Annotated in this window: 22 protein-coding genes; 8 read left to right on the top strand and 14 right to left on the bottom strand. The window is 41.6% G+C overall.

All coding sequences use genetic code 11. From position 1 onward, the window contains the following. The first annotated feature begins 85 nt into the window (after positions 1–85). On the top strand, positions 86–406 hold the full coding sequence (locus tag NWP21_RS08410) for a sugar phosphate nucleotidyltransferase (protein ID WP_348519764.1): 321 nt from the start codon (positions 86–88) through the stop codon (positions 404–406). A gap of 350 nt (positions 407–756) precedes the next feature. Here NWP21_RS08410 and rffA read toward each other — a convergent pair whose 3' ends face one another. From rffA to NWP21_RS08360, 10 genes are all read right to left on the bottom strand, one after another. Further along, positions 757–1887: a dTDP-4-amino-4,6-dideoxygalactose transaminase gene (gene rffA / locus NWP21_RS08405; protein WP_280792337.1), complete on the bottom strand. Its 1131-nt coding sequence runs from the start codon at positions 1885–1887 to the stop codon at positions 757–759. A gap of 3 nt (positions 1888–1890) precedes the next feature. Next, the gene (locus NWP21_RS08400; protein ID WP_280792336.1) at positions 1891–2070 is read right to left on the bottom strand and encodes a hypothetical protein; all 180 of its coding nucleotides are present in this window, start codon (positions 2068–2070) and stop codon (positions 1891–1893) included. A 115-nt stretch (positions 2071–2185) separates the two neighbouring features. Next, complete coding sequence (locus NWP21_RS08395; protein ID WP_280792335.1) at positions 2186–2755, bottom strand: class I SAM-dependent methyltransferase; 570 nt, start codon at positions 2753–2755, stop codon at positions 2186–2188. Positions 2756–2864: 109 nt separating this feature from the next. Beyond that, positions 2865–3428, bottom strand: a complete 564-nt coding sequence (locus NWP21_RS08390) for a class I SAM-dependent methyltransferase (protein ID WP_280792334.1) — start codon at positions 3426–3428, stop codon at positions 2865–2867. 35 nt (positions 3429–3463) lie between these two features. Then, positions 3464–3826, bottom strand: coding sequence for an EamA family transporter (locus tag NWP21_RS08385; RefSeq protein ID WP_280792333.1), 363 nt, complete (start codon positions 3824–3826; stop codon positions 3464–3466). Positions 3827–3855: 29 nt separating this feature from the next. Continuing rightward, a complete protein-coding gene (locus tag NWP21_RS08380) occupies positions 3856–4542 on the bottom strand; it encodes a GNAT family N-acetyltransferase (RefSeq protein ID WP_280792332.1) in 687 nt (228 codons plus the stop codon). After that, positions 4535–5512: a glycosyltransferase family 2 protein gene (locus NWP21_RS08375; RefSeq protein WP_280792331.1), complete on the bottom strand. Its 978-nt coding sequence runs from the start codon at positions 5510–5512 to the stop codon at positions 4535–4537. Before NWP21_RS08375 ends, NWP21_RS08380 begins: the two co-directional genes overlap by 8 nt. A 54-nt stretch (positions 5513–5566) precedes the next feature. Further along, entirely contained in the window at positions 5567–7705 is a 2139-nt protein-coding gene (locus tag NWP21_RS08370) for a hypothetical protein (protein ID WP_280792330.1), read from the bottom strand. A 152-nt stretch (positions 7706–7857) separates the two neighbouring features. Further along, entirely contained in the window at positions 7858–7995 is a 138-nt protein-coding gene (locus NWP21_RS08365; protein ID WP_280792329.1) for a hypothetical protein, read from the bottom strand. A 118-nt stretch (positions 7996–8113) separates the two neighbouring features. Continuing rightward, a complete protein-coding gene (locus NWP21_RS08360; RefSeq protein ID WP_280792328.1) occupies positions 8114–9259 on the bottom strand; it encodes a cysteine desulfurase family protein in 1146 nt (381 codons plus the stop codon). A gap of 235 nt (positions 9260–9494) precedes the next feature. Here NWP21_RS08360 and NWP21_RS08355 point away from each other — a divergent pair, with 235 nt between their 5' ends. From NWP21_RS08355 to atpC, 3 genes are all read left to right on the top strand, one after another. Continuing rightward, on the top strand, positions 9495–11123 hold the full coding sequence (locus NWP21_RS08355) for a phospholipase D-like domain-containing protein (RefSeq protein ID WP_280792327.1): 1629 nt from the start codon (positions 9495–9497) through the stop codon (positions 11121–11123). A gap of 295 nt (positions 11124–11418) precedes the next feature. Continuing rightward, positions 11419–12867, top strand: coding sequence for a F0F1 ATP synthase subunit beta (gene atpD / locus NWP21_RS08350; protein WP_271734842.1), 1449 nt, complete (start codon positions 11419–11421; stop codon positions 12865–12867). A gap of 88 nt (positions 12868–12955) precedes the next feature. Then, positions 12956–13369 (top strand): ATP synthase F1 subunit epsilon, encoded by a 414-nt coding sequence (gene atpC, locus NWP21_RS08345; protein ID WP_271734843.1) that lies wholly within the window; start codon positions 12956–12958, stop codon positions 13367–13369. 78 nt (positions 13370–13447) lie between these two features. Here atpC and NWP21_RS08340 read toward each other — a convergent pair whose 3' ends face one another. Further along, a complete protein-coding gene (locus NWP21_RS08340; RefSeq protein WP_280792326.1) occupies positions 13448–14434 on the bottom strand; it encodes a CHAD domain-containing protein in 987 nt (328 codons plus the stop codon). Positions 14435–14875: 441 nt separating this feature from the next. On the opposite strand from NWP21_RS08340, the gene argJ reads away from it, so the two are divergent. Beyond that, a complete protein-coding gene (argJ, locus tag NWP21_RS08335) occupies positions 14876–16144 on the top strand; it encodes a bifunctional ornithine acetyltransferase/N-acetylglutamate synthase (RefSeq protein ID WP_280792325.1) in 1269 nt (422 codons plus the stop codon). Positions 16145–16244: 100 nt separating this feature from the next. Here argJ and NWP21_RS08330 read toward each other — a convergent pair whose 3' ends face one another. Then, positions 16245–17564: a proton extrusion protein PcxA gene (locus tag NWP21_RS08330; protein WP_280792324.1), complete on the bottom strand. Its 1320-nt coding sequence runs from the start codon at positions 17562–17564 to the stop codon at positions 16245–16247. Between the two features lie 87 nt (positions 17565–17651). Between NWP21_RS08330 and NWP21_RS08325 the strand changes: the two genes are divergently transcribed. Both NWP21_RS08325 and msrA read left to right on the top strand, forming a co-directional pair. Then, positions 17652–19796 carry a recombinase family protein gene (locus tag NWP21_RS08325; RefSeq protein ID WP_280792323.1) on the top strand — a complete coding sequence of 715 codons (2145 nt, stop codon included), beginning with the start codon at positions 17652–17654 and terminating at the stop codon, positions 19794–19796. 127 nt (positions 19797–19923) lie between these two features. Continuing rightward, positions 19924–20592, top strand: a complete 669-nt coding sequence (gene msrA / locus NWP21_RS08320; protein WP_280792322.1) for a peptide-methionine (S)-S-oxide reductase MsrA — start codon at positions 19924–19926, stop codon at positions 20590–20592. A gap of 59 nt (positions 20593–20651) precedes the next feature. Here msrA and NWP21_RS08315 read toward each other — a convergent pair whose 3' ends face one another. Together NWP21_RS08315 and NWP21_RS08310 are read right to left on the bottom strand one after the other, a co-directional pair. Next, positions 20652–21272, bottom strand: coding sequence for a 4Fe-4S single cluster domain-containing protein (locus NWP21_RS08315; protein ID WP_280792340.1), 621 nt, complete (start codon positions 21270–21272; stop codon positions 20652–20654). Between the two features lie 153 nt (positions 21273–21425). Beyond that, entirely contained in the window at positions 21426–21881 is a 456-nt protein-coding gene (locus tag NWP21_RS08310) for a cupin domain-containing protein (protein WP_280792339.1), read from the bottom strand. Positions 21882–22372: 491 nt separating this feature from the next. Between NWP21_RS08310 and NWP21_RS08305 the strand changes: the two genes are divergently transcribed. After that, positions 22373–22843, top strand: a complete 471-nt coding sequence (locus NWP21_RS08305) for a hydrogenase maturation protease (RefSeq protein WP_280792321.1) — start codon at positions 22373–22375, stop codon at positions 22841–22843. Positions 22844–22848: the final 5 nt, after the last annotated feature.

Here is a 22848-nt window from a genome sequence, read left to right as displayed (position 1 = left end):
TCAAATCAAGCATAATTTGCTGTCTAATTATTTAATACAGCAACTCAAACGCCCAAGTATTCCTATGTGCTTGGTTTAATTGAAATTGTCCCGTGGCGCGGCTCCCTCCGCTCCCTATTTGTGCCAGTTGCGTAAGTCCTGCTATTTACAAACAGGTAATTTACGGGTGGAGTTACTCGGTCGGGGCTTTGCTTGGCTGGATGCGGGTACCCATGAGAGCTTATTAGACGCTTCCCAGTTTGTGCAAACTATCGAAAATCGTCAGGGATTAAAAATTGCCTGTCTCGAAGAAATTGCCTACCAAAAGGGGTGGATTACCCCAGAGCAACTAGGAGCGATCGCAGATCAATACGCCAAGAATAGCTATGGTGAATATTTGTGGAAGTTATTAGGACAAGTTCCTTGACCCATCTTCCTAGTCGGTTTTCAACCGACTTAAGCTTTTAGACAGGGAATTCATTCCCTGGCTCCCGTGTGGATAACTATAAATCATGGCTCCCATGTGGATAACTATCGATGATGGCTCCCGTGTGGATAACTATCGATGATGGCTTGGGTGTGAATAACTATAAATCATGGCTTCCATGTGGATATTAAAAACTCTTAGAGGTTGTTTCAAAAGTTTTTTATTGTCATCAATGACACTGATTGATCCCCCCAACCCCCCTTAAAAAGAGGGGCTAAATTCTTTAAAGTCGTCCTTGAAAAGGGTGATTTAGGGGGATCTGAAAATATTTGGTACATCATGAGAGACTTTTAAAACATCTTCTTAACAGCCCCGACAATCATTTCTATCTGTGAAGTTGTCAACTCTGGAAACATGGGTAACCGCAATAAACAATCAGACAGAAGGTTAGTATGATCCATCTTTCCGTTCACCCGTCCATAATGCTTACCACCAGGAGAGCTATGTAAAGGTACATAGTGAAACACCGCATTAATACCTTGTTCTTTGAGGTAGTTAATTAGCTGGGTACGGGTTTGTAAATCCTCTAGCAGGATATAGTACATATGGGCATTGTGCTGACAGTCAGGGGGAATGATAGGACGGCGTAATTTACCGGATTTTTCTAAAGGTTCTAGCAGTTGATGATAATAGTCCCATACTTTGAGGCGGTTGGTAATAATTTGTTGTGCTTCTTCAAGTTGCGCATAGAGAAAAGCGGCAATTAATTCTCCTGGTAAGTAACTAGAGCCTTTTTCTATCCAGGTATACTTATCTACCTGCCCCCGGAAAAATTGACTACGGTTAGTACCTTTTTCCCGAATGATTTCCGCTGATTCTGTGAATTGGGGATTATTGATAATTAAAGCACCGCCTTCACCGGCGATAATATTTTTAGTTTCATGGAAACTAAAGCAAGCCAAGTCACCAAAACTACCAAGGGGTTTTCCTTTATAGGATGACATCAGTCCCTGGGCTGCATCTTCAATTAACAATAGTTGATGTTTGGTGGTAATTTGTTGCAAGGTATCCATTTCACAACCAACCCCAGCATAATGGACGGGGACAATGGCGCGGGTGCGGTGTGTAATAGCTGTTTCTACTAGGGTTTCATCTAAATTGAGGGTATCGGGGCGGATATCTACAAATACGGGAATAGCTCCCCTGAGAACAAAGGCGTTGGCGGTGGAAACGAAGGTATAACTGGGCATAATTACCTCGTCTCCTGGTTCCAAATCAGCTAAAATAGCTGACATTTCTAGGGCGGCGGTGCAGGAGTGAGTCAGGAGGGCTTTATGGGAGTGGGTATGGGTTTCTAGCCATTGATGGCATTTTTTGGTATAGTTACCATCCCCTGCGAGTTGTCCGGCGTGGTGAGCTTGGCTGATATACCATAGCTCTTTACCGGTCATGTAGGGTTTGTTAAAGGGTATTTTATTCATGGGTTATTGTTTGTAGGCAATTACTAACAAAGAGCCACCCCAGGGGAAGGAAAAACCTAGTTTAATCAACCAGCGTTCTACATCTAAAATTTTCTCTAAGAGGTAATTTAAGGTGCCACTAATTTTTAACTCACTGGTGGGGTCATAAGTTGATGAGCGCTGATTGAGTCGAGAAAGTAGCATTAAGGGTAAGAGAAGAGAAACAAAAGAGGTAACTTTTACTACTTTAAATCCTGTTTGCTGTAACTTGGTGATTAAATCTTGTTTAATATAGCGCCGGACGTGGTGAGCGTAGGTATCAGCTTGACTCCATAACCAGGGATGTTGGGGGACAGTCAGTATTATACCCCCCCCCGATTGGAATAGCTTGATACATTTGTGTAAGTACATCTTCATCTTGTTCGATGTGTTCCAGAACGTCGAAAGCTCCAATAATATCAAATTCTTCCGCAAAGGGGATATTACGGGCATCCATTTGAAATAGTGTAGTTTTACACAGGCGGTCGGTGGCAAATTCTAAGCCGGTAGTAAATATTTCACTACCGCAGGTGATGAGGTGGGGGAGGTGTTTTTCAATTCCCTGAAGGACAAAGCCAGTTCCGCAGCCAATTTCTAGGAAGGTTCGAGCGTGGGGGAAGTAATGTTTAATGGCGTAAATGATTAAGCGGTTGCGGGCGCGAAACCAGAAGTTTTTGGCTTCTAGTTTTGCTAGTATGGGGAACGCTGAGGCCTCAAATCCTTCGCTGGCCGCTGCGAGTTGCGGTGCAAAGCTCTGGTGTCCATCTAATATTGGGGGTGTGTAACCACAGGCGGGACAATCCCAGTTAGGTTGGTTAAAATGATGGTGACATTGGGGGCAGATTTTCATCGAAAATTATTGTTTATTAAAAAAAATATGTGATTTTTCCGTTTAATCAGGTTTTATAGATTCTATAATGATATGAGTATAGGGTATCCGTAATAAGTCATGACGGATGTTACAGGATGTATGTGGGGGGGGGGAATAAATTATACGCTAGATTTAAGTAACCTTTTTCATCCCTTACATTTTGTCCCCGGTCTTTAGATATAATCCATCTGGCAATGGGGGATTGATTCTCTGTGTAGCAAGGCTCAACGGCTACTAATCGGCCTCCGGGTTTCAAGGCAGTGTGAGCTAGTTTAAACAGTTTTTCTGCTTCTATATCGTCAAGATGATGTAATACTCCAAACACTACAACAATATCAAAGTATTCTCTATATGTGAGGTTGTCAGATGTGACTAGTTCACAGATAAAGGTTCCCTGATTGCCATAACGCTTTTTGGCATCACTAATATACTTTTCACTGGCATCAAATCCTATATACTCTACTTGGGGTAAGTAGGATAATAGATCAGCAGGTCCACAACCAATATCTAGTATGCGATCGCCACTATTAGGCCTAATATAATTTTTAATCAGAATATTATAGGCTCTATTCTGACCTAGTATTTTTTGAAATAAGCTATAAAAGAAAGGGATTGAAAGGATTGAGCGAATTCCTTGGGTAATTTGGGGCATATTAATTTTTTATGATTCTTTTGAGAGGTGGATTTCTACCCTTTGCTACCAATGATAATACCTAAGATAATTAATCCCAACCCCAGGGATTTGGGAATAGTCACGGGTTCTTTAAAAAAGATGGCGCTGAGGAAGAGGACTAGGACAAAGGCTAAACTCATGAATGGGTAAGCATAGCTGAGGTCAAATTTAGTCATGGCGGCCATCCAGCTAATTGCTGCTAGGAATGCACAGGTAAAGCTACTAATTACCCAGGGGTTGAGTAGTAGTTTAATGATGTATTGTAGTTTGGCTATGTTGTCTGGGGGAAATGCTCCCGCCAGTTGCACTTGCCATTTAATTACAATTTGTCCGTAGACTGTAAACAGGATGGTTAAGAGGATGTAAAGATGATTCATGAGTATTATTTAAAATTGTATGTAATTGATTATTCTACAAGTAGATGATATATATCTACCGAGTTTCTAAACCTAAATCCTAAAGATGAATAGAGATTTAGAACGGCAACATTAGATATAGATATTGAACTTGTTAATTCTTGATAACCTTTTTCTAATAATCTTTTACAAGCAACACTCCAAAAATATTTGGATAGTCCTTTTCCTCTATACTCTTTACTTAAAGCATGGAGTAAAATTTTATTATCTGAATATGCCCAAAAACCTACTACAGAACCATAAAACATTAAACTAAAAACTTTTTTGGACTGCCAAAGGTCTCTTAACCACAAATCATATCTTAGATCGGCAAGATTTTGATTGATATTGAAATCTCTATGGAAGCGACCATAAGTGAATGCGCCATAAACAATCTGACTTATTTCGTCTATGTTTAATGGTTCACAAATGTCTATACCCTCTCTTTGATATGTTAATAACCTCTCAGAACTACAATAAGGTTCAATTAAGGTATCACAATAATAAAAACCAAATTCATGTAATGTTTTTTTTGGCGCTAGTGGGTTAATTTTAATAGTATAGTGTCCCTGAGATTTTTGCTTTTTAATTTTCTCTAGCTTATTTTTTAGGTCATTTTCAGATATATAGGGTATTTCAAATGTTTTGATTCCAAAAGCGCGAGAATCCCATGGAGTAAATACAATATCCTCAGACATATTCATCACATTTTTTTAGTTCATAACTGATATTTAAAGTTTTATGTACACTATCAGTTTTATTCCTGACTAAATATAAAGGTCTTCTTTTTGTCTGATCAAAAGTTTTCCCTAAATAAATACCTAGTATTCCCAGAATAGAAATAATAATCCCACCTAGAAAATACAAAGACACAATCAGGCTACTCCAACCAGTTACAGGCGAACCATAAAACACAACCCTAACAGCAATATAAATACCATAGATAAATGACAAAGTGGAAATCAGAAAACCTAACTTAATAGACAGGCGTAGAGGCTTGTCTGAATAGGCGATAATTGTTTCACTAGCTAGCTTCCAGAGTTTGGCAAAAGTATAAGTGCTTTTGCCCTCAAAACGCTGGTCATGGGTAATGTTAATACTAGCGGTGGGAAATCCCATCCAATCGACCAAACCACCAAAAAATCTCAGTTGTTCCCGCATTAAACAAAAGTTCTCGACAACTTGACGAGAGATAATGCGGAAGTTACCTACCTGCCCATCATATTGTAAATCGGTCAAGTAGTTAAAGATTTGATAAAACAACCATGAAGTAAGTCGCTTCATGGGGGGATCTTGACGTTTACCTCTGCGAGCTAAGACAACATCATAACCCTGTTGAGCTTTGCGATACATTCGGGGAATTTCTTCTGGTCTGTCTTGCAAATCACAATCCATAACAACTACCCAGTCAGCGTCACAATGATCTAACCCTGCTGTGATGCCATAATGCTGGCCAAAATTGCGACTAAATTGAATTCCTTTCACCCGCGGGTCGATCTTACTTAACTCCACAATAATATCCCAAGAGCGATCGCCCCCACAATCCTCAACTAAAATGATTTCAAAATCCTGTGTAATCTCAGACAAGGAAACTTTGAGCCTCTCATAGAGAACATCAAGGATTTTTTCTGCTTTATATACAGGGATGACAACAGATATATGAGACATTTGATGATGGTTGGAGTAAATGCAATTCTAGACTGGAGCTATTTCCCAGATAATTTACTTCTGGTCGAACCCATTACAAGAGTATAGTTGAATTTGTGACTGAGAAACATTCAACACCTGATTAAACCCTAATTTAGTGGACTTAGTACAGATATCTTCCTTAGAAAGTGGACGATTCCAAGACTCTTTACTATAGTCTGTCATACCAAAATCTTTAGTTAAATCACAGTCACTATTCTCACCTCTGACTCCATTTACCAGGGGTAATCCGGTCATTGCAGGAATGACAAAAGATTTATCCCAACAATTTCTTCCGCCTCTGGGTTGCCAAAAGCCTGAAAAGTCATGTGAAATATGAATGGCTAAGTTATCACCTGGTTGTAATTTTTTGGATTCAGTTAATTTAGCAAGTCCTGCTTGGATGTAACCCAACTCGGTTGAGGTCTTGAATATTTCCCAGTTCACGCTGGGAGGAAAAAGTAACAACCCTAACTGACGCTGGCGTTTACTTAATCCTCTCAAATCAGTCAATGAATCTGACTGAGGAGAAAACCGATCTAGAACAATTACTAACTGACTCGCAAACCCTAACCCCCTATCCTTATGACTACCACGATAGACAATTCCCGTTCCACTGGACAATGAAAAAATTAAAACTAAGGTTATAAGTCCCCAACGAATAGTTGGAGACAAGGGTTTGGTTTCATGGTCTAGGGGATCTACAATGAACAGAAAACCGGTTTTGCGGTTGACTGACCAATAGTCAGCTACAGCAGCCAAGGTAAATAATAAGGTAACTAACAGCGCTGGTAGGACAAAATAATATGCTGAAGGTCCGCCGATTTCCAGTAAAGCTCCTGGTAGTTGAGATGCTAAAAATAGCAGTGTGAGGATGATCACCTGCGATCGCCCCAGGAATTTTTCTTGATTCCTCTGCAACCCGTAGAATGGGATGATTAACCCTAAAAATATGATATTTTGCCAAATAAACGGACTTCTGTAGGTGCGTGCAAAGTGAAAAGGATAAAAGATGTTAGTCAGATTTCCAGCACTAAAGCTATAGGCTAAGGCTAAACATCCCACAAAAAAAGCGATCGCTAAAGCTAATAACAGTCCTACATATCGCCAATTCAGTTGATTTTTGTGCCACATTTTAGGGATAAACCCACAGAGGATGAGAAATAAAGCCAGTATCACCCCTGAAGAAATCTTTGCAGCGCCACAAGCTAGGACTGCTACCACAGCCAATGTTAGGGGTAAAAGGTCAACTGTCAACCAGCGATTACTTTCCCTAGCTTTGTACAACCATCTTTGTCCTACTGGTATCATGGCTATAAATATAGGTAGGGAAAAAGCATAGGATTCACCGGCTAAATACAAATCCCAGGTGCGAGTTCCGAACAACCATAAACCTAAAAAAGTAAACTCACAAGCCACTAGTGTGGAAAGTGGAGTCGATAGCAAACACATCAAGGCTAAAACTGTAGCAAATAAAACCGCCGGTACAAAAGCTACTTGTTGGCAAATACCTAATAGTAGAGGTACTTTTCCGCCTAAAATGTTGAAATTTGCCGCCACCCAACGATGTACGGCAACATGATAGCTTAAAGGTTGTACACCATCTAATCCTGTTGATGGTGTATTAAACTTAGCGATCATCTGCACAATAGCAGAATGAAACAGGGTATCTCGGTTAACGGTATTAGTATAAGCAGTTAGGTCTGCGAATATATTGGCATAATTATAACCATTGACCACGAAAAAATAAAATACCGCGAGAATCATTCCCGCCCCTAAAAGTTGCAGGGTTTTAATCACCGGTCGGTCTTGTGGGGATAAATATAATATGTAAACGAAAATAGTGGCGCTAATACCGAATATACCCAGAGGAATTAAACTCCATCCCCCTAGGACGGTTACTAGAAATGGTAATCCCATAAACACCAGGGAACCTATGGGTAATATCCAGATGACATGGGAAATATATCGCCAAGCTAAAGCAACGCCACCAAATAGTACACTGGGATAAACAAAGACACCCCATACCTGGCGAGTGATGGTAGAGTCCCAGGTGCGGAAGTGTAAAAATAATAGTGCAGTTACCAGAATATAAATAGTAAATAGGAAAGCTAATTCGCTCACTATTTGACTTTTGACGGCAAAATGTTCAAGTCTAGGTTCGGACTGTGACATAGATGCTTATTTACCTGCGTACTACATAATTCTATGTTAGTAATGTATAATTCATGCACTTGTATAAGAAATTCTCATAGGTCAGCCAAGAATTTATCAGGAATAAATTCGGTGTAAAATTTGCTGAAATACCATCGCAGCCCAGTCTACATCTAATTGGGCAAATAGGCGATCGCCCCACGATTACCGCTATGGTAGGGGTTGAAAATTGTCTGTCCTGAAGAAATTACCAACCAAAAGGGGTGGATTACCCCAGAGCAACTAGGAGCGATCGCAGATAAATACGCCAAAAATAGTTATGGTGAATATTTGTGGAAGTTATTAGGACAAGTTCCTTGACCCTTCTTCCTAGTCGGTTTTCAACCGACTTAAGCTTTTAGACTCTTAATTTATTCCCTGGCTCCCTTATCAGGAATAAATTCGGTGTAAAATTTGCTGAAATACCATCGCAGCCCAATCTACATCAGCAGGGGTAGTTTCACGCCCTAGGGTAAAACGTACCCCTCCTAAAGCTGCTGACTCTGAATAACCCATGGCTAAAAGTATGGGGCTGGGACTAAGTTTACCACTATGACAGGCAGAACCAGCACTAATACCAATACCAGCCAGATTCATTTGTCTAACTAGGGCTTTACCACTGATTTTTTTACCATCCGCATCTTTTATACACAAACTCACATGGTGAGGTAACCGATTCACTAAATCACCCGTGGGGACTAAACCGGGAATATCTGCTAATTGGGCAAATAGGCGATCGCGCAACTTAATTAACCGGGGTGTTTCTCTGGGTAATTCTACCGCTGCTAATTGTGCCGCAATTCCAAAACCCGCAATAGCGGGGACAGCTTGAGTACCGGAGCGTAAACCCATTTCTTGACCCCCACCACACAGCAGAGGAACTAATTCTATACCTGGACGCACATAGAGCGCCCCTGCTCCTTGAGGTCCATATATTTTATGACTAGAAATACTCAGTAAATCTATTGATAATTCTTGCACATCTATGGGTAAACGTCCCGCCGCTTGTACCGCGTCAGTGTGAAATAAAACCCCGTGTTCCCGCGTAATCTTTGCTAATTCTGCAATGGGTTGGACCGTACCAATTTCACTTTGTCCATAAATTACAGACACTAAAACAGTATTGTCTTGTAATGCTGCTTGTAACTCTTGGGGGTTAACCCTCCCCTTGCAATCTACACCCAAGCGGGTTACCTCCCAACCCCACTTTTCTAATAACCGCGCAGGTTCAGAAATAGCGGAATGTTCCACCTGAGAAATAATTATATGTTGGGGTAGATTATATAATCTAGCAATGCCAATGATAGCTAAATTATTGGACTCAGTACCACCAGCGGTAAAAACTATGGATTCTGGCGCACCATGAATTAATTCTGCGACTTCGATTCTTGCCTGTTCCACAATTGTAGCCGCCCGTTGTCCCCACTCATGTAAACTAGAAGGATTACCCCACTGTTGATTGAGGACTGCTTGCATCGCAGCCATGGCTTCAGGGCGAGTGGGAGTGGTGGCGCTGTAATCTAAATATATTTGCATATTAATAAATAGATAGGAAATACGGCGCTATGGGTCTGTTTCTCAAGGGTTTTCGGCATGATTGTTATAATGTGGCGTTAGGCATAAATTTACCATATATAGCAATCCTCAATGATTCATGAACAATTTCTGTTCGGTGTGTTCCCTGTTCCCTTTCCTCACTGATAATTTCTCAACTCAAATAGGATGACAATAGATTGTTGATTTTTCCCCAATCCACTGTTAGTGAACTACCGTGCTGATTTTCCCACCACGAAAATACATCCTGATCTTTTTGCTGGTTTTGATGATCACGGCTTGTCAAAAACTACCAGATAAAACTCAGCTTTTACCAGCCCTACCACAAGACCCACTAGTTAAAGTTTACTTTAACCATTCCCCATCAGCAAAATATCCAGAACCCTATCGCCTACAAACTCGCCTGGGAGATAACCTAGAACAACAGATTATTGATACCATTTCTAGAGCCACATCTACAGTAGATGTAGCCATTCAAGAATTGCGCCTACCAAAAATTGCCCAAGCATTAGTAGCAAGGCAAAAAGCCGGTGTACGGGTGCGGGTAATTTTAGAAGATAATTACAGTCGTCCTTGGAGTAGTTTAACACCCGCGGAGGTGCGGAAGTTAAGCCCCAGAGAACAAGCTCGTTATCAAGAATTTTATGATTTTGTAGACCAAAACCGAGATCATCGCCTCAGTGAGGAAGAAATTAATCAACGAGATGGGTTAATAATTTTACAAAATGCCCAAATTCCCTGGATAGATGACCGTGCTGATGGTTCTGCTGGGAGTAATTTGATGCATCATAAATTCTTGGTGGTAGATAATCGTTGGGTAATTGCCACCTCAGCAAATTTTACCCTCAGTGATATCCACGGTCAATATAACAACCCTAGCAGCCTAGGTAATGCTAATAATCTGTTACATATTGACAGTCCAGAATTAGCCAGTTTATTTACTCAAGAGTTTAACATTATGTGGGGGGATGGTCCGTTCGGGAAGCCAGATAGCAGATTTGGCTTGGGTAAACCCAGGCGATCGCCCCAAACTATTCAATTAGGTGAAACTGAAATTACTGTACATTTTTCCCCCACTTCCCGCGGCCAACCTTGGGACAAATCTAGTAATGGTTTAATTGGTCAAAACTTAGCTGAGTCTACCAAATCCATTGATATGGCCTTGTTTGTGTTTTCCGAGCAGCGTCTGTCACCGATTCTAGAAACCCGTCACCTGCAAAATGTGACTATCCGCGCTTTGATGGATTCAGACTTTGCCTATCGTCACTATAGCGAAGCTTTAGACATGATGGGGGCGGCGCTGAGTTATAATTGTCAATACGAAATTGATAATCATCCTTGGCAAACCCCCCTGACTACAGTCGGTGTTCCCACTTTAGCTCCGGGGGATTTATTACATCATAAATTTGCCGTAATTGACCAAGAAACAGTAATTACAGGTTCTCACAACTGGTCACAGTCCGCCAATTATGGTAACGATGAGGCAGTATTAATAGTCAAAAATCCTACCATTGCCGCCCATTACGACCGGGAATTTACGCGGCTTTATGGGGGTGCGATATTGGGTATACCTCCATTAGTTCAGGAAAAAATCGCCGCACAAGCAGAAGAATGTCCCCAGATAATTAGCCGCAAGTCCAGGGATAATCACGAAATAACCACAGTCAACATTAATACAGCTAGTATACAAGAACTAATAACTCTTCCGGGGATAGGTGAGCGATTAGCGCAAAGAATCATTACTGCTCGTGAGGCGCAAAAATTTACATCTAGAGAAGATTTAGCCAGAGTCTCAGGCATTAGCAGTAAAATGGTCAACAATTGGGGCGATCGCCTGAGTTGGTGATACTGGGTAAATAATGTTTTGGTTGATATAGCAGTAACCACAAGTGTTAGGACATTTCCCTGCTTGTTGTTACCCATTCCCTGTTCCCTTAAAACCACAATTATGATGTCCTAACGTGTATGCGTAGTGCTATAACAATTTACCTTGCGCCCCAACATCCAGTAATTGATCCCTTTTTTAAGGAATTACTAAGGTAGTTGTGTCCCCCTGCGGTGCTAGAGTGTAAGATGACATTGCATCATCTCAAGTCTTCTAAGACCCTACCTGAAATATAGTTTCAATTATTAGGTTCCCCATGGTCACCACAGCAGAAAAAACAAATATTGGCTACATTACCCAAATTATTGGCCCAGTTGTAGACGTTAAATTTCCCGGTGGAAAATTACCCAGCATCTACAACGCTTTGAAGATCACAGCCACCAACGAAGCAGGACAGGAAATCAACCTCACAGTTGAAGTACAACAGCTTCTAGGGGACAACCAAGTGCGATCCGTGGCGATGAGCTCCACTGAAGGCTTAGTGCGGGGTCTTGAAGTTGTTGATACAGGCGCTCCCATCAGCGTTCCAGTTGGGAAAGTTACCTTGGGACGGATTTTCAACGTCCTGGGTGAACCTGTAGACAATCAAGGGCCTGTAAATGTTCAGGAAACCCTACCAATTCACCGCCCCTCTCCTCAATTCACTGAACTGGAAACCAAACCTTCAGTATTTGAAACTGGGATTAAAGTTGTTGACCTCCTCACCCCCTATCGCCGTGGCGGCAAAATTGGTCTGTTCGGTGGTGCAGGTGTTGGTAAAACCGTCATCATGATGGAATTAATTAACAACATCGCTACCCAGCACGGTGGCGTGTCTGTGTTCGCTGGTGTAGGTGAACGCACCCGCGAAGGTAATGACCTCTACAACGAAATGATCGAATCTGGAGTAATCAACAAAGATAACCTCAATGATTCTAAAATTGCTCTAGTTTATGGTCAGATGAACGAACCACCCGGAGCCAGAATGCGGGTTGGTCTGTCAGGTTTGACTATGGCTGAGTACTTCCGTGATGTGAGTAAGCAGGACGTACTACTGTTTATTGACAACATCTTCCGGTTTGTACAAGCAGGTTCGGAAGTGTCAGCGCTTCTGGGTCGGATGCCTTCCGCGGTAGGATATCAGCCTACCCTGGGAACTGATGTGGGTGCTTTACAAGAGCGGATTACCTCCACCACGGAAGGTTCTATTACCTCTATTCAAGCGGTGTATGTACCTGCGGATGACTTAACCGACCCCGCTCCTGCAACCACCTTTGCTCACTTGGATGGAACTACAGTACTATCTCGTGGTTTAGCAGCTAAGGGTATTTATCCTGCGGTTGACCCTCTGGGTTCTACTTCTACTATGTTACAGCCTGATATCGTTGGTGCTGAACACTACAATACCGCTCGTGCTGTGCAAGCAACTTTACAACGTTACAAAGAACTTCAAGACATTATCGCTATTCTCGGTCTAGATGAATTGTCTGAAGAAGACCGTCTGATTGTAGCACGGGCGCGGAAGGTAGAGCGCTTCTTGTCTCAGCCTTTCTTTGTAGCTGAAGTATTTACCGGTTCCCCTGGTAAGTATGTGAAGTTGGAAGACACTATCAAGGGCTTCCAAATGATTTTGTCTGGCCAATTAGATGAATTACCAGAACAAGCTTTTTACTTGGTGGGCGATATTAACGAAGCGATCGCTAAGGCTGAAAAGCTCAAAGGTTAGTCATTAGTCATTAGTCATTAGTCATTAGTCGTAATCCTAATGGCTAGTGACAAATTAGGCAAAATTACAGACAAAGGACAAAGGACAAATGACTCTCACCGTTCGTGTAGTCGCACCAGATAAAACAGTCTGGGATGCTGTAGCTGAAGAAGTAGTTTTACCTAGTACTACCGGTCAGTTGGGTATCTTAACTGGACACGCCCCTATGTTGACAGCTCTGGATATAGGTGTAATGCGCGTCCGTGCTAGCAAAAATCAGGATTGGCAAGCCATCGCTCTTTTGGGTGGTTTTGCAGAAGTTGAAGAAGATGAAGTCACCATTCTGGTGAATGGTGCTGAACGTGGCGACAAGATTTCACTTGAAGATGCACGTACCGCTTTTAACCAAGCGCAAACCCGTCTAAATCAGGTGACACCAGGCGATCGCCAAGCACAAATCCAAGCCACCCAAGCTTTTAAACGCGCCCGCGCTCGTTTTCAAGCTGCTGGTGGTATGGTGTAATATGAACTACCCACAGTTGGCTTCGCCTGAACTGTGGGTTTCTACTGAGAGGTTTTCGTAATTTCCCAATATTCATCCCTACCTTGCTTCGCACCAAGGTAGAGACTTTCGTGTTAGCATTAAATGAAAACTGTGCCGATGTTGAGTTTGCAAATAGCGCTCTTGCAAAGGTTGCCATTGCTGCCACATTTGATAACGATTTTCTCTTAATAAACTGGTGAGGGTCGGTAGTTGGGCCTCAAGTGACCGGAATACATCCTCCAGCCACTCACCCATCACCACACTATCTTGCATCTTTCCTAATATGTCTTGGATACTTTTGACTTCCGCAACATAACCTGCGTAAGATTCACCATATAAATCACTAAATAACTCCATTTGGTAACGCAGGCGTTTGGCTTGTTTACGTAAATTGTGAATGCTCGCGCCTTTAGTTGTCAATTCCTGTTCTATGTTTTCTGCTGGCCAGTTTATACAAACTTTTACATCTGCATCTATAATATCAGTCCCCACTAGCCACCCCGGATGTAGTAAAAAACTACTCACTTCAGGTAAAAGTAAATCCGGTAACACTTGTTCAATGCTTAAAGATGCTAAAGGTTTATAAATAGGTTGATCCAACCAAAGTAACAATCCTTCTTTGAGAGAATTGTAAGCTTCCCCTTGTAATGTTTTCCGCGTCCGCGATAATGCCTTTTGGCGTTGTTTACCTAAAACATTTAAAGCTGTTGCCAGTACTTTTTGTTCTTTAGGAGGTAAATATGGTTGGTAAAGGGTTTCTAAAGTTTCTTTAACTACATCTATATCCCTAAGCTTACCTAATGTACTAGCAATTTTACTGATTTTTTGGTCACTAGCTGACTGCGGTAAATTCAGTACCAAATCAAACCTACTGATTGCAGTACGTAGGCGACGCATCCCGACTCGCATTTGATGCAATCCTTCTGGATCCTCATCTTTTTTTACTGCTGTCTCCCATTTCACAGTTTTTTTCAGGTGTTGTTGAATTGCCTGGTAAGCATATTCCTTGATACTTTTCACTGTGGGTTTTACTACCAATGTCATAATTAAAAATATAATACTGAGTTAAATGATTGTATATTAACATTAGTTAAAAAAAATGTACTTGTATATTCTCCTTTATCAATAGTAACCAATAATACCGTTACCACTTCATGGTGTTTATTCCTAATCTGGAATTAAGAAAATTATATATCGGTTAAGAAAATATTAACAAAATAATTGCAATCACCTGGTACTAAGCAGTTTTAGCCATATATTCAGACCTAGATACCTTCGCCGTTCAACAATATTGATACAAAAGATAAATAAAGTGTATCACACCTCATATCTAAAATGCTATACTGTGCTATGTGGATGCACCCTGATGATCTGGAGAGCTGCATGGGCAGCTCTCCTTATTTCATACCCGGCAAATATCTGGTGGTTGTGAAGAATTGGTATAATCATCGCCAGTTAATCAGCTAAGAGTGGCGGGAGAAAAAAATGGCAGATTGGCAGGAAATTAGTGGCGGTGTTACAGCTCCAAGAGGTTATCAGGCGGCGGGAATCACGGCGGGACTAAAGCCTTCGGGATTGCCAGATTTAGCTTTAATCTGGTCAGATGTAGAGGCGATCGCAGCTGGTGTATTCACCACTAGCCAAGTTAAAGCCGCCTGTGTAGACTATTGTCGCCAACGCCTACAAGCCAAACATAGCGCCCGTGCAATCCTCTGCAATGCTGGTCAAGCAAATGCTTCCACAGGTATGCAAGGTATGCATGATGCTGTAGAAAGTGCCGAAATATTAGCGCGGGAATTAAATATCTCCCCGGAATCGATTTTGCTAGCTTCCACCGGTGTGATTGGTCAACGCATCAAAATGGATGCCCTACGTGGTGGTATTCCTCAGCTAGTAGCAGCACTCTCCCAAACAGGTTCGGATGCAGCAGCCAAGGCAATTGTCACTACAGACTTGGTAACAAAATCTATTGCCTTAGAAACAACTATCGGCGATCGCCCAGTGCGAATTGGTGGTATTGCCAAAGGTTCCGGAATGATTCATCCCAACATGGCTACTATGTTAGCATTTGTCACTTGTGATGCAGCCGTTTCATCTCATTTGTGGCAACAAATGTTAAGTAGAGCAGCCGATCAAAGTTTTAATTCCATTACCGTAGATGGTGATACCAGCACCAACGATAGTTTAATTGCTTTGGCTAATGGTCAATCTCGCACACCAGCAATTACCGAAATCGGTCCAGAAGCTGAAAAATTACAGGCCATGTTGACAGCAGTCTGTCAGCATTTAGCAAAAGCGATCGCCCGTGATGGTGAAGGTGCAACCTGCTTAATTGAAGTTCAAGTCACAGGTGCTCATGATCAAGCTTCCGCCCGTCAAATAGCTAAAACCATTGTAGGTTCATCTCTGGTTAAATCTGCCATCTTTGGACGTGATCCCAACTGGGGACGTATCGCCGCCGCCGCCGGACGTGCTGGCGTACCCTTTGAGCAAGACAACTTACAAATTAAATTAGGAGATTTCCTATTATTAGAAAATGGTCAACCAGTATCATTTAACCGTGCAGCAGCCACTGCATATTTAAAACAAACTGCGGCTGACTCTTCTGTGTATCACGACCATCTCCCAGGACAAAGAATAGATAATCCCGTGATTATTACAGTTAAGGTTGGTAATGGACATGGTTCTGGTAAAGCTTGGGGGTGTGATTTGAGTTACGACTATGTAAAAATTAACGCCGAGTACACCACTTGAGTTAAAGCTGAGAAACACCCCAGGGCGGTAATGACTCGGTATAAAGCCTAGCTCTTGCATCTAGATTTCCCGAATTTATTACCGCAACATTGATAATTTTTTACTCATTCATATTCCGATATGTAGCCACAGCAGAAGGTGATATGCGGTTTAAATAACGGAAAATCCAGTACTTAAAGATGGTATCCAAAATCACCGGGAATGTAGCAATAAATAAGAAAATAAAATCTCGGTTAGCTGGTAAGCCCCAATGACGTGATACACTCTCTAAAATTATTTCCCAGCCATGGGGAGAGTGGAAACCAACAAAGACATCAGTAAATAAAATAATAATAAATGCCTTAGCACTATCACTTAAACCATAAACAATATCATCAAAGAAATCTTTTAACACCATAATCGAAGGCTTGCTAATCAGCAGCAAATAAATAAAAGCACCAACAGAAAAAATATCTGAAAAAACATTTTTAATGGCGTTAGCACTTTCCCGACGAAATTGTTCAGCAATTTCATGGGCTTTTTCCTCCATCTCCATTTCCATCTCTTCCCCAGATAGTCGCGGTGCGCCACTAATCAAATTTTTAAACTTGATTTTTTCTTCAAATCTTTGCATTTCTAATAATGCTTCTTCCTCCATTTCCAAGTTGAGAAATATTGGTGCTGTTTCCTCACTTCTGAAATGATTAACCAGCGGACTTACTACTAATATCTTAGATATTTGATGAGTTAACAGAGGAACTATTATTAATAATAAAATCAATCTAATGGCTATTATGCTTCTTCTTTGATTATAACGAAACTTTTTAATAACATCTTCCTCAGCATTGGGATCTAATTCAACTTGCAGACGACTGATTGTACCTAAAAGCGAACGGGGTAATATTCCAACTGTATCAGATTTCCCGCGCTTTTTTTGATTCTGTTCTTGATTTTGACTTGGTAGTTTTGGTGCAGATGGTTGAGAGTTAGGCGGAGTAACTTTGACTATTTGAAGCGGATTTACTAACTCCAGGGAATTGACCTCACAATCCAAGTTATGATATTTACAGATAACTTGATCAATGAAATTTAATTTCTCTAAAATGGCAGACGGAGTAGGATATTCTATACCGGTTTTCCTCGCAGCCCTGTGATGAGATTCATTAGAAAACCAACGACTGGCTCGAAACTCTGTCAGTCGCATCCGAGCAATTTTTAATTGTTGCTTTAAAACTGACTCAAAATAATCCATCACACTGTTACTGTAGATCCCTGAATTTATCTCTATTTTGTTACCAGCGAAATGCTCATTTTCTACTAATTTAATCTCTAATGCAGCCTTATAAGCTGCATCCAGTGAACGCTCAGGCGTGAGTAAGTACCATCTGTAGGCAGACAATAAAAACGGGTAAACTTTCTGGCTCAAAATCGGTATTTTCATCTTCAGTAATTATTCATCATTGATGATTGATTATGATCATTAAGTTGAAATACGAAGTATAATAGCAAATCTACAAGGGGAGTATTTGTGATTTCTCATTCTATTTGGGTTGAAGGTCCTAGTCGCAGTGGTAAAACGACGCGCTTGGTAGAGAATTTGTCTAATTGGCTGCAAACTGAAAATCATAATTCCCCATTATCTGACACCGAGAAACTAGGAAAGCAACCAGCCCAGTCCATACAACCACTCTTACATCTGCAAAAAACACATCCGGGAGTTTTGGTTTTAGCTGCAAATAGTGATAATCGTCGTACTTTGGCTGATAAAATCGCTACAGCTACTCAGGGAAAATATCCACTTCGAGTCAAGACGATGATGGGTTTTTTTCAGGATGAAGTTATTTTATTTTGGCCTTTATTAATTGAATCTTTAAATCTCAAAGCACAATTCCCCATAGTATTACGCCCTGAGACTGAACAAGAATTGGCTACAAAATTATGGGGTTCCCAGTTGGATGCAGCTACTGTGCGCCGTGCAGGAGTCAACGAGTACCGTTTAGTACGCCGCCTCCTCGATTTATTACAATTAGCCGCTTACAGTGGTACCCGCTGTGAAGATATTGGTGACATTCTGCACACAGGCTTACAAGAAAATCCCATGGATTTAGAGCCGGATTCTGTGGCATCTTTATTGCTAGATTGGCGCAACTGGTGTTTAGAAAGGGGATTGCTTAGTTATGGTATAATTACTGAAGTTTATAGTCAGAAATTATTCAGCCATCCCAACTACCAACAGCACTTAAATCAACGCTATCAAGCTATAGTGGCAGATGATGTTGATGATTACCCAGGAGTAGCGCGACAACTGTTTGATTTTTTGTTGGATCAAGGTGCAGTGGGTGCATTTAGCTATAACCCAGATGGTGCATCACGTCTGGGATTGGGGGCTGACCCCGATTATTTGCAGGGTTTAGCACAGCGTTGTCGGATTCAGACATTAACTACATCACCTTTACCAAGTTTATCAGATAAACTTTTGACCCCCATGCTAGACTTAATCACCCCATCGATGATGTTATCTAGCTTACCACCACCAGCACGGCTAATTAAAACCACCTCTCGGGCTGAATTATTAAGAAATATAGCAAAGGAAATTACTCAAGCTATCAAATCCGGACGGGTTAAACCAGAAGAAGTAGCAATTATCGCCCCTGGTCTAGATGCGATCGCTCGTTATACTTTAGTAGAAATCCTCACCAAGCAAAATATACCAGTCCAATCACTCAACCACCAACGACCCCTGATTACTTCATCTGTGATTCGTGCATTACTGACCATGCTAACACTAATCTATCCGGGTCTAGGTCGCCTAGTACATCGAGATGCGGTAGCCGAAATGTTAGTTATCTTGAGTAGAAAAACACAACTTGTTGATCATTCTTCCTCATTTTCCCCCCGCATCGACCCAGTACGCGCCGGATTGATTGCAGATTACTGTTTTGTACCTCATCCCGACCATCCCCACTTGCTACCAGTTACCGCATTTGATCGCTGGGATCGCATCGGCTATGCCGCTACTACAGCTTATCATCAGATTTTACAGTGGTTAGAAAAACAGCGATCACCTTGCAGCAGCGCTACGCTATCACAGCGCCGTTTAACTTCCAATCCCATTTCTGTTTTATTCCTAGCGATTCAAGACTTTTTCTTGACAAATTCTCATCTTCCCTACGACCAAATGGCAGCATTGCGCGAATTGCTAGAAACCGCTCAACACTATTGGGAAATTCATAGCCGATTACCCCAGGGGAATTCCAGCACAACCATTGCTGAATTTATACAACTACTGCGACGTGGGACTATTACCGCCAATCCCTACCCCTTGCGTCCTATTGGACCAGGTAGCAAAGCTGTTACCCTCACAACTATTTTCCAGTATCGTTCTAGCAGAACATTTCACCCTTGGCATTTCTGGTTAGATGTTGGTTCCCCGTTATGGGTAAAAGGCGGTGCGTCCATGCTATTTGGGTCACAATTATTCTTACAACAGAGGTTAGGGGAACCTTGGACAGCAGAAGATGAAAATCTGCTAAAAGAAAGAAGATTACCGCATATTTTGGCAGATTTACTCTCTCGAGTCAGCGATCAACTCTATTTATGTCACAGCGACTTGGCTATAAATGGGCAAGAACAATTAGGACGTATGTTACCTATAGTACATTCCTTTCTGTAAAAGTTCTGGCAGTGAGCAAAATGCGAATCATCCATGAGTTTTTTCCGGGGCACCCTACGTCAGTGTAGGAGTATGTCACAATATTAAGTAACGTAAATAAATTTAAGACAAATCAAACTTAAAAGCTATGGGACTATTTGGATTTGGAAAAAAACTAACTATCCCCTCTCCAGAAGAAGCTTTACCAGGAAGAAGCTCATTAATGCCAGTACCTAATGAACATTATGTGAATCACAATCTCCTCAAACCTCCTTTTCCCGCCGGATTAGAAACAGCAATCTTTGGCTTAGGCTGCTTTTGGGGTGCAGAACGCAAATTTTGGCAACTTCCAGGAGTCTACACAACCGCCGTGGGTTATGCTGCGGGTAGCACCCCTAACCCCACTTATCATGAAGTGTGTACAGGAATGACTGGTCACAACGAGGTCGTATTAGTTGTCTTTGACCCCAAGGTGATTAGTTACACTCAATTACTCAAAGTCTTTTGGGAAAGCCATAACCCCACCCAAGGAATGCGCCAAGGTAACGACACTGGTACTCAATACCGTTCGGGAATTTACGTTTATTCCCCACAGCAGAAGCAACTAGCAGAAACATCAAGGGAAGCTTATCAACAAGCTCTCAACAAAGCAGGTTATGGTACGATTACCACAGAAATCTTAGATGCCCCTGAATTTTACTACGCAGAAGCCTATCATCAACAGTATCTCGCCAAAAACCCCAATGGTTATTGTGGTCTAGGGGGGACAAATGTTACTTGTCCCATCGGTGTTGTAGAATCTCAAGTTACCGGTTAATACAAAATTAACTACTCCTTGTGGAGACGTTCCCATGAACGTCTCCGTCTTGATGATAATTATTTGCTCAAACCGCCTTGATAACCAGTCACAATCCGGCTACCATCCTTGAGAATATGTATTTCTATCTGGTCGCTAGCCCAAGTCATCTGGTTTGCTAACTCTGGGTTAAAAACATGAACCCCTTGATTACTAGAAGAAACCAGAGACGTGGGAGAATTGATAGCTAGAGACTCCACAAAAGGCCCATCAATCAAGATATCTAGTTCTGCTAATAAGGCCTGAGAATCTGGGGGAGCAGATTCCGACTGTAATTGTTTAAGGGTGAACCCAGTAAAAGACATGATATTTAATCCCCCCGCTTTGAGCTTACGGGCCAATGCACTTAATGCCGTGGCTTGCCAAAATGGTTCTCCACCAGAAAATGTCACACCTGTATTCTCAGGTTTGCTGAGGATATTTTCAGCCAGAGTGTCAACAGCAATTAATTGATTAATCTCAAATGACCAAGACTCAGGATTAAAACAACCAGAGCATTCACGAGGACAACCTTGTACCCACACAACAGCACGACGACCAGGACCGTTAACCTCTGACTCATCCACATAACCCATGATGTTTAGATACCCCAGGGGAATTTCTGTCAGTGCTGGGGATGGTTTGGTTAATTTAGCTTCCATCTCTGTTCCTCTGTATTCCATAGTAAACCAATTGTCACCACAGGCTGCTTGACTCGCTGCTATTGATTTGACTAATAGAACTGTTCTTCTTTGAGCTTCTCTCACTCTTAAGGGTAGCAAAATTTATTCACCCAAAAGCATCTCTACAGTTTTTCAATAACCCATCAACCCATCTACTCTCCCTAACACCGCCATATCCTCCCCATCTAACTCAACGGGAATACCACTACGAATTAATTCGGAAAAATCTTCATTGGGAACCATCACAGTTAAAGTATACAACCGAGTCTTACCTGTGTTCTTAATCAAATGAGTTCCAGTAGGCGGTACTAACAAACTATCCCCGGATTTAATTTCCACAGTCTTACCATCACATATTGCTAGGGCTTCCCCCTTGAGCACAAAAAACATTTCTACCGCCCATTGATGACGATTCGGTGGTGTTTGACCCCCCACGTCAAAAATTTCTACGCAGCAAGTCAAGGAAGTATTAGCATTCATCGAATCAAAAATAATCGCCAACCGATTAGAATCATCTGGACTAATCCGATATGTTTGATAATCTTTCGGAGACTTGATAATAGGAATTACACATTTAGTAGCGTGCATAAGCATAAATTTATCCCTTCTGCGATCGGTAACCTCGTCGGACAAGAAAAGATGTAATATAGCCTTTTTCCGGCTCATGAAGTACACACCAATTCCCTGTTCCCTCAAACTAAAAAAAAATGTCACACCTAGCATGGGTAAATTATATACTATGGATGTAATTTTATCATCTATCTAAAGATAGATATTTGAGAAGATGTTTTAAAAGGTATGATTAGTGTATCAAATATTGTTTTACCCCACCCTCCCCATTCCCTTCACAAGGGAATGGGACTTGATTTTGTTTCTTCCGGTGTGTTCTCTGTTCCCTGTTCCCTGTTCTCTGTTCCCTAATCCCTGTTCCCTGTTCCCTGTTCTCTGTTCCCTGTTCCCTGTTCTCTGTTCCCTGTTCCCTGTTCCCTAATCCCTGTTCCCTAATCCCTGTTCCCTGTTCCCTGTTCCCTAATATAAAAATTACCTATTTAACACTTTCCAAACATCCTCTTAGTTATATGACAGCAAGTAAGATTGTTATTATTGGTTACGGTAACCAGTTACGCAGTGATGACGGTGTAGGGATATGGGTAGCCCAGGCTTTACAATCAATGCAGTTAGAGCAAGTAAAAACTCTAGCGGTTCACCAACTCACCCCAGAACTAGCCGATATTTTAGCTAATGTCGATTTAGCAATTTTTATTGATGCTTGTTTGACCACCCACAGCACTCAAGTGGAACTAGAATTAATTACACCCAACTCCGACCACATCATCACCACACACACCGGTAACCCTCCCGCTCTTCTGACTTTTACCCAGGCGATTTATGGTTGTTCCCCCCGGTCTTGGTGGGTAAAAATTCCTGCAGTTAATGTTGATTTCGGCCATAAATTCTCAGCTGTCGCTCAAGCTGGATGTGCGATCGCATTAGCAAAAATTTCTACCCTTCTCAATTTCACACCCTCAACCACCAAGAGTACCGATTGATTTAC

The organism is Anabaenopsis sp. FSS-46, assembly GCF_029891665.1.
Taxonomy (GTDB): Bacteria; Cyanobacteriota; Cyanobacteriia; order Cyanobacteriales; family Nostocaceae; genus Anabaenopsis; species Anabaenopsis arnoldii.
This window is presented reverse-complemented; position numbering and strand designations above follow the sequence as displayed.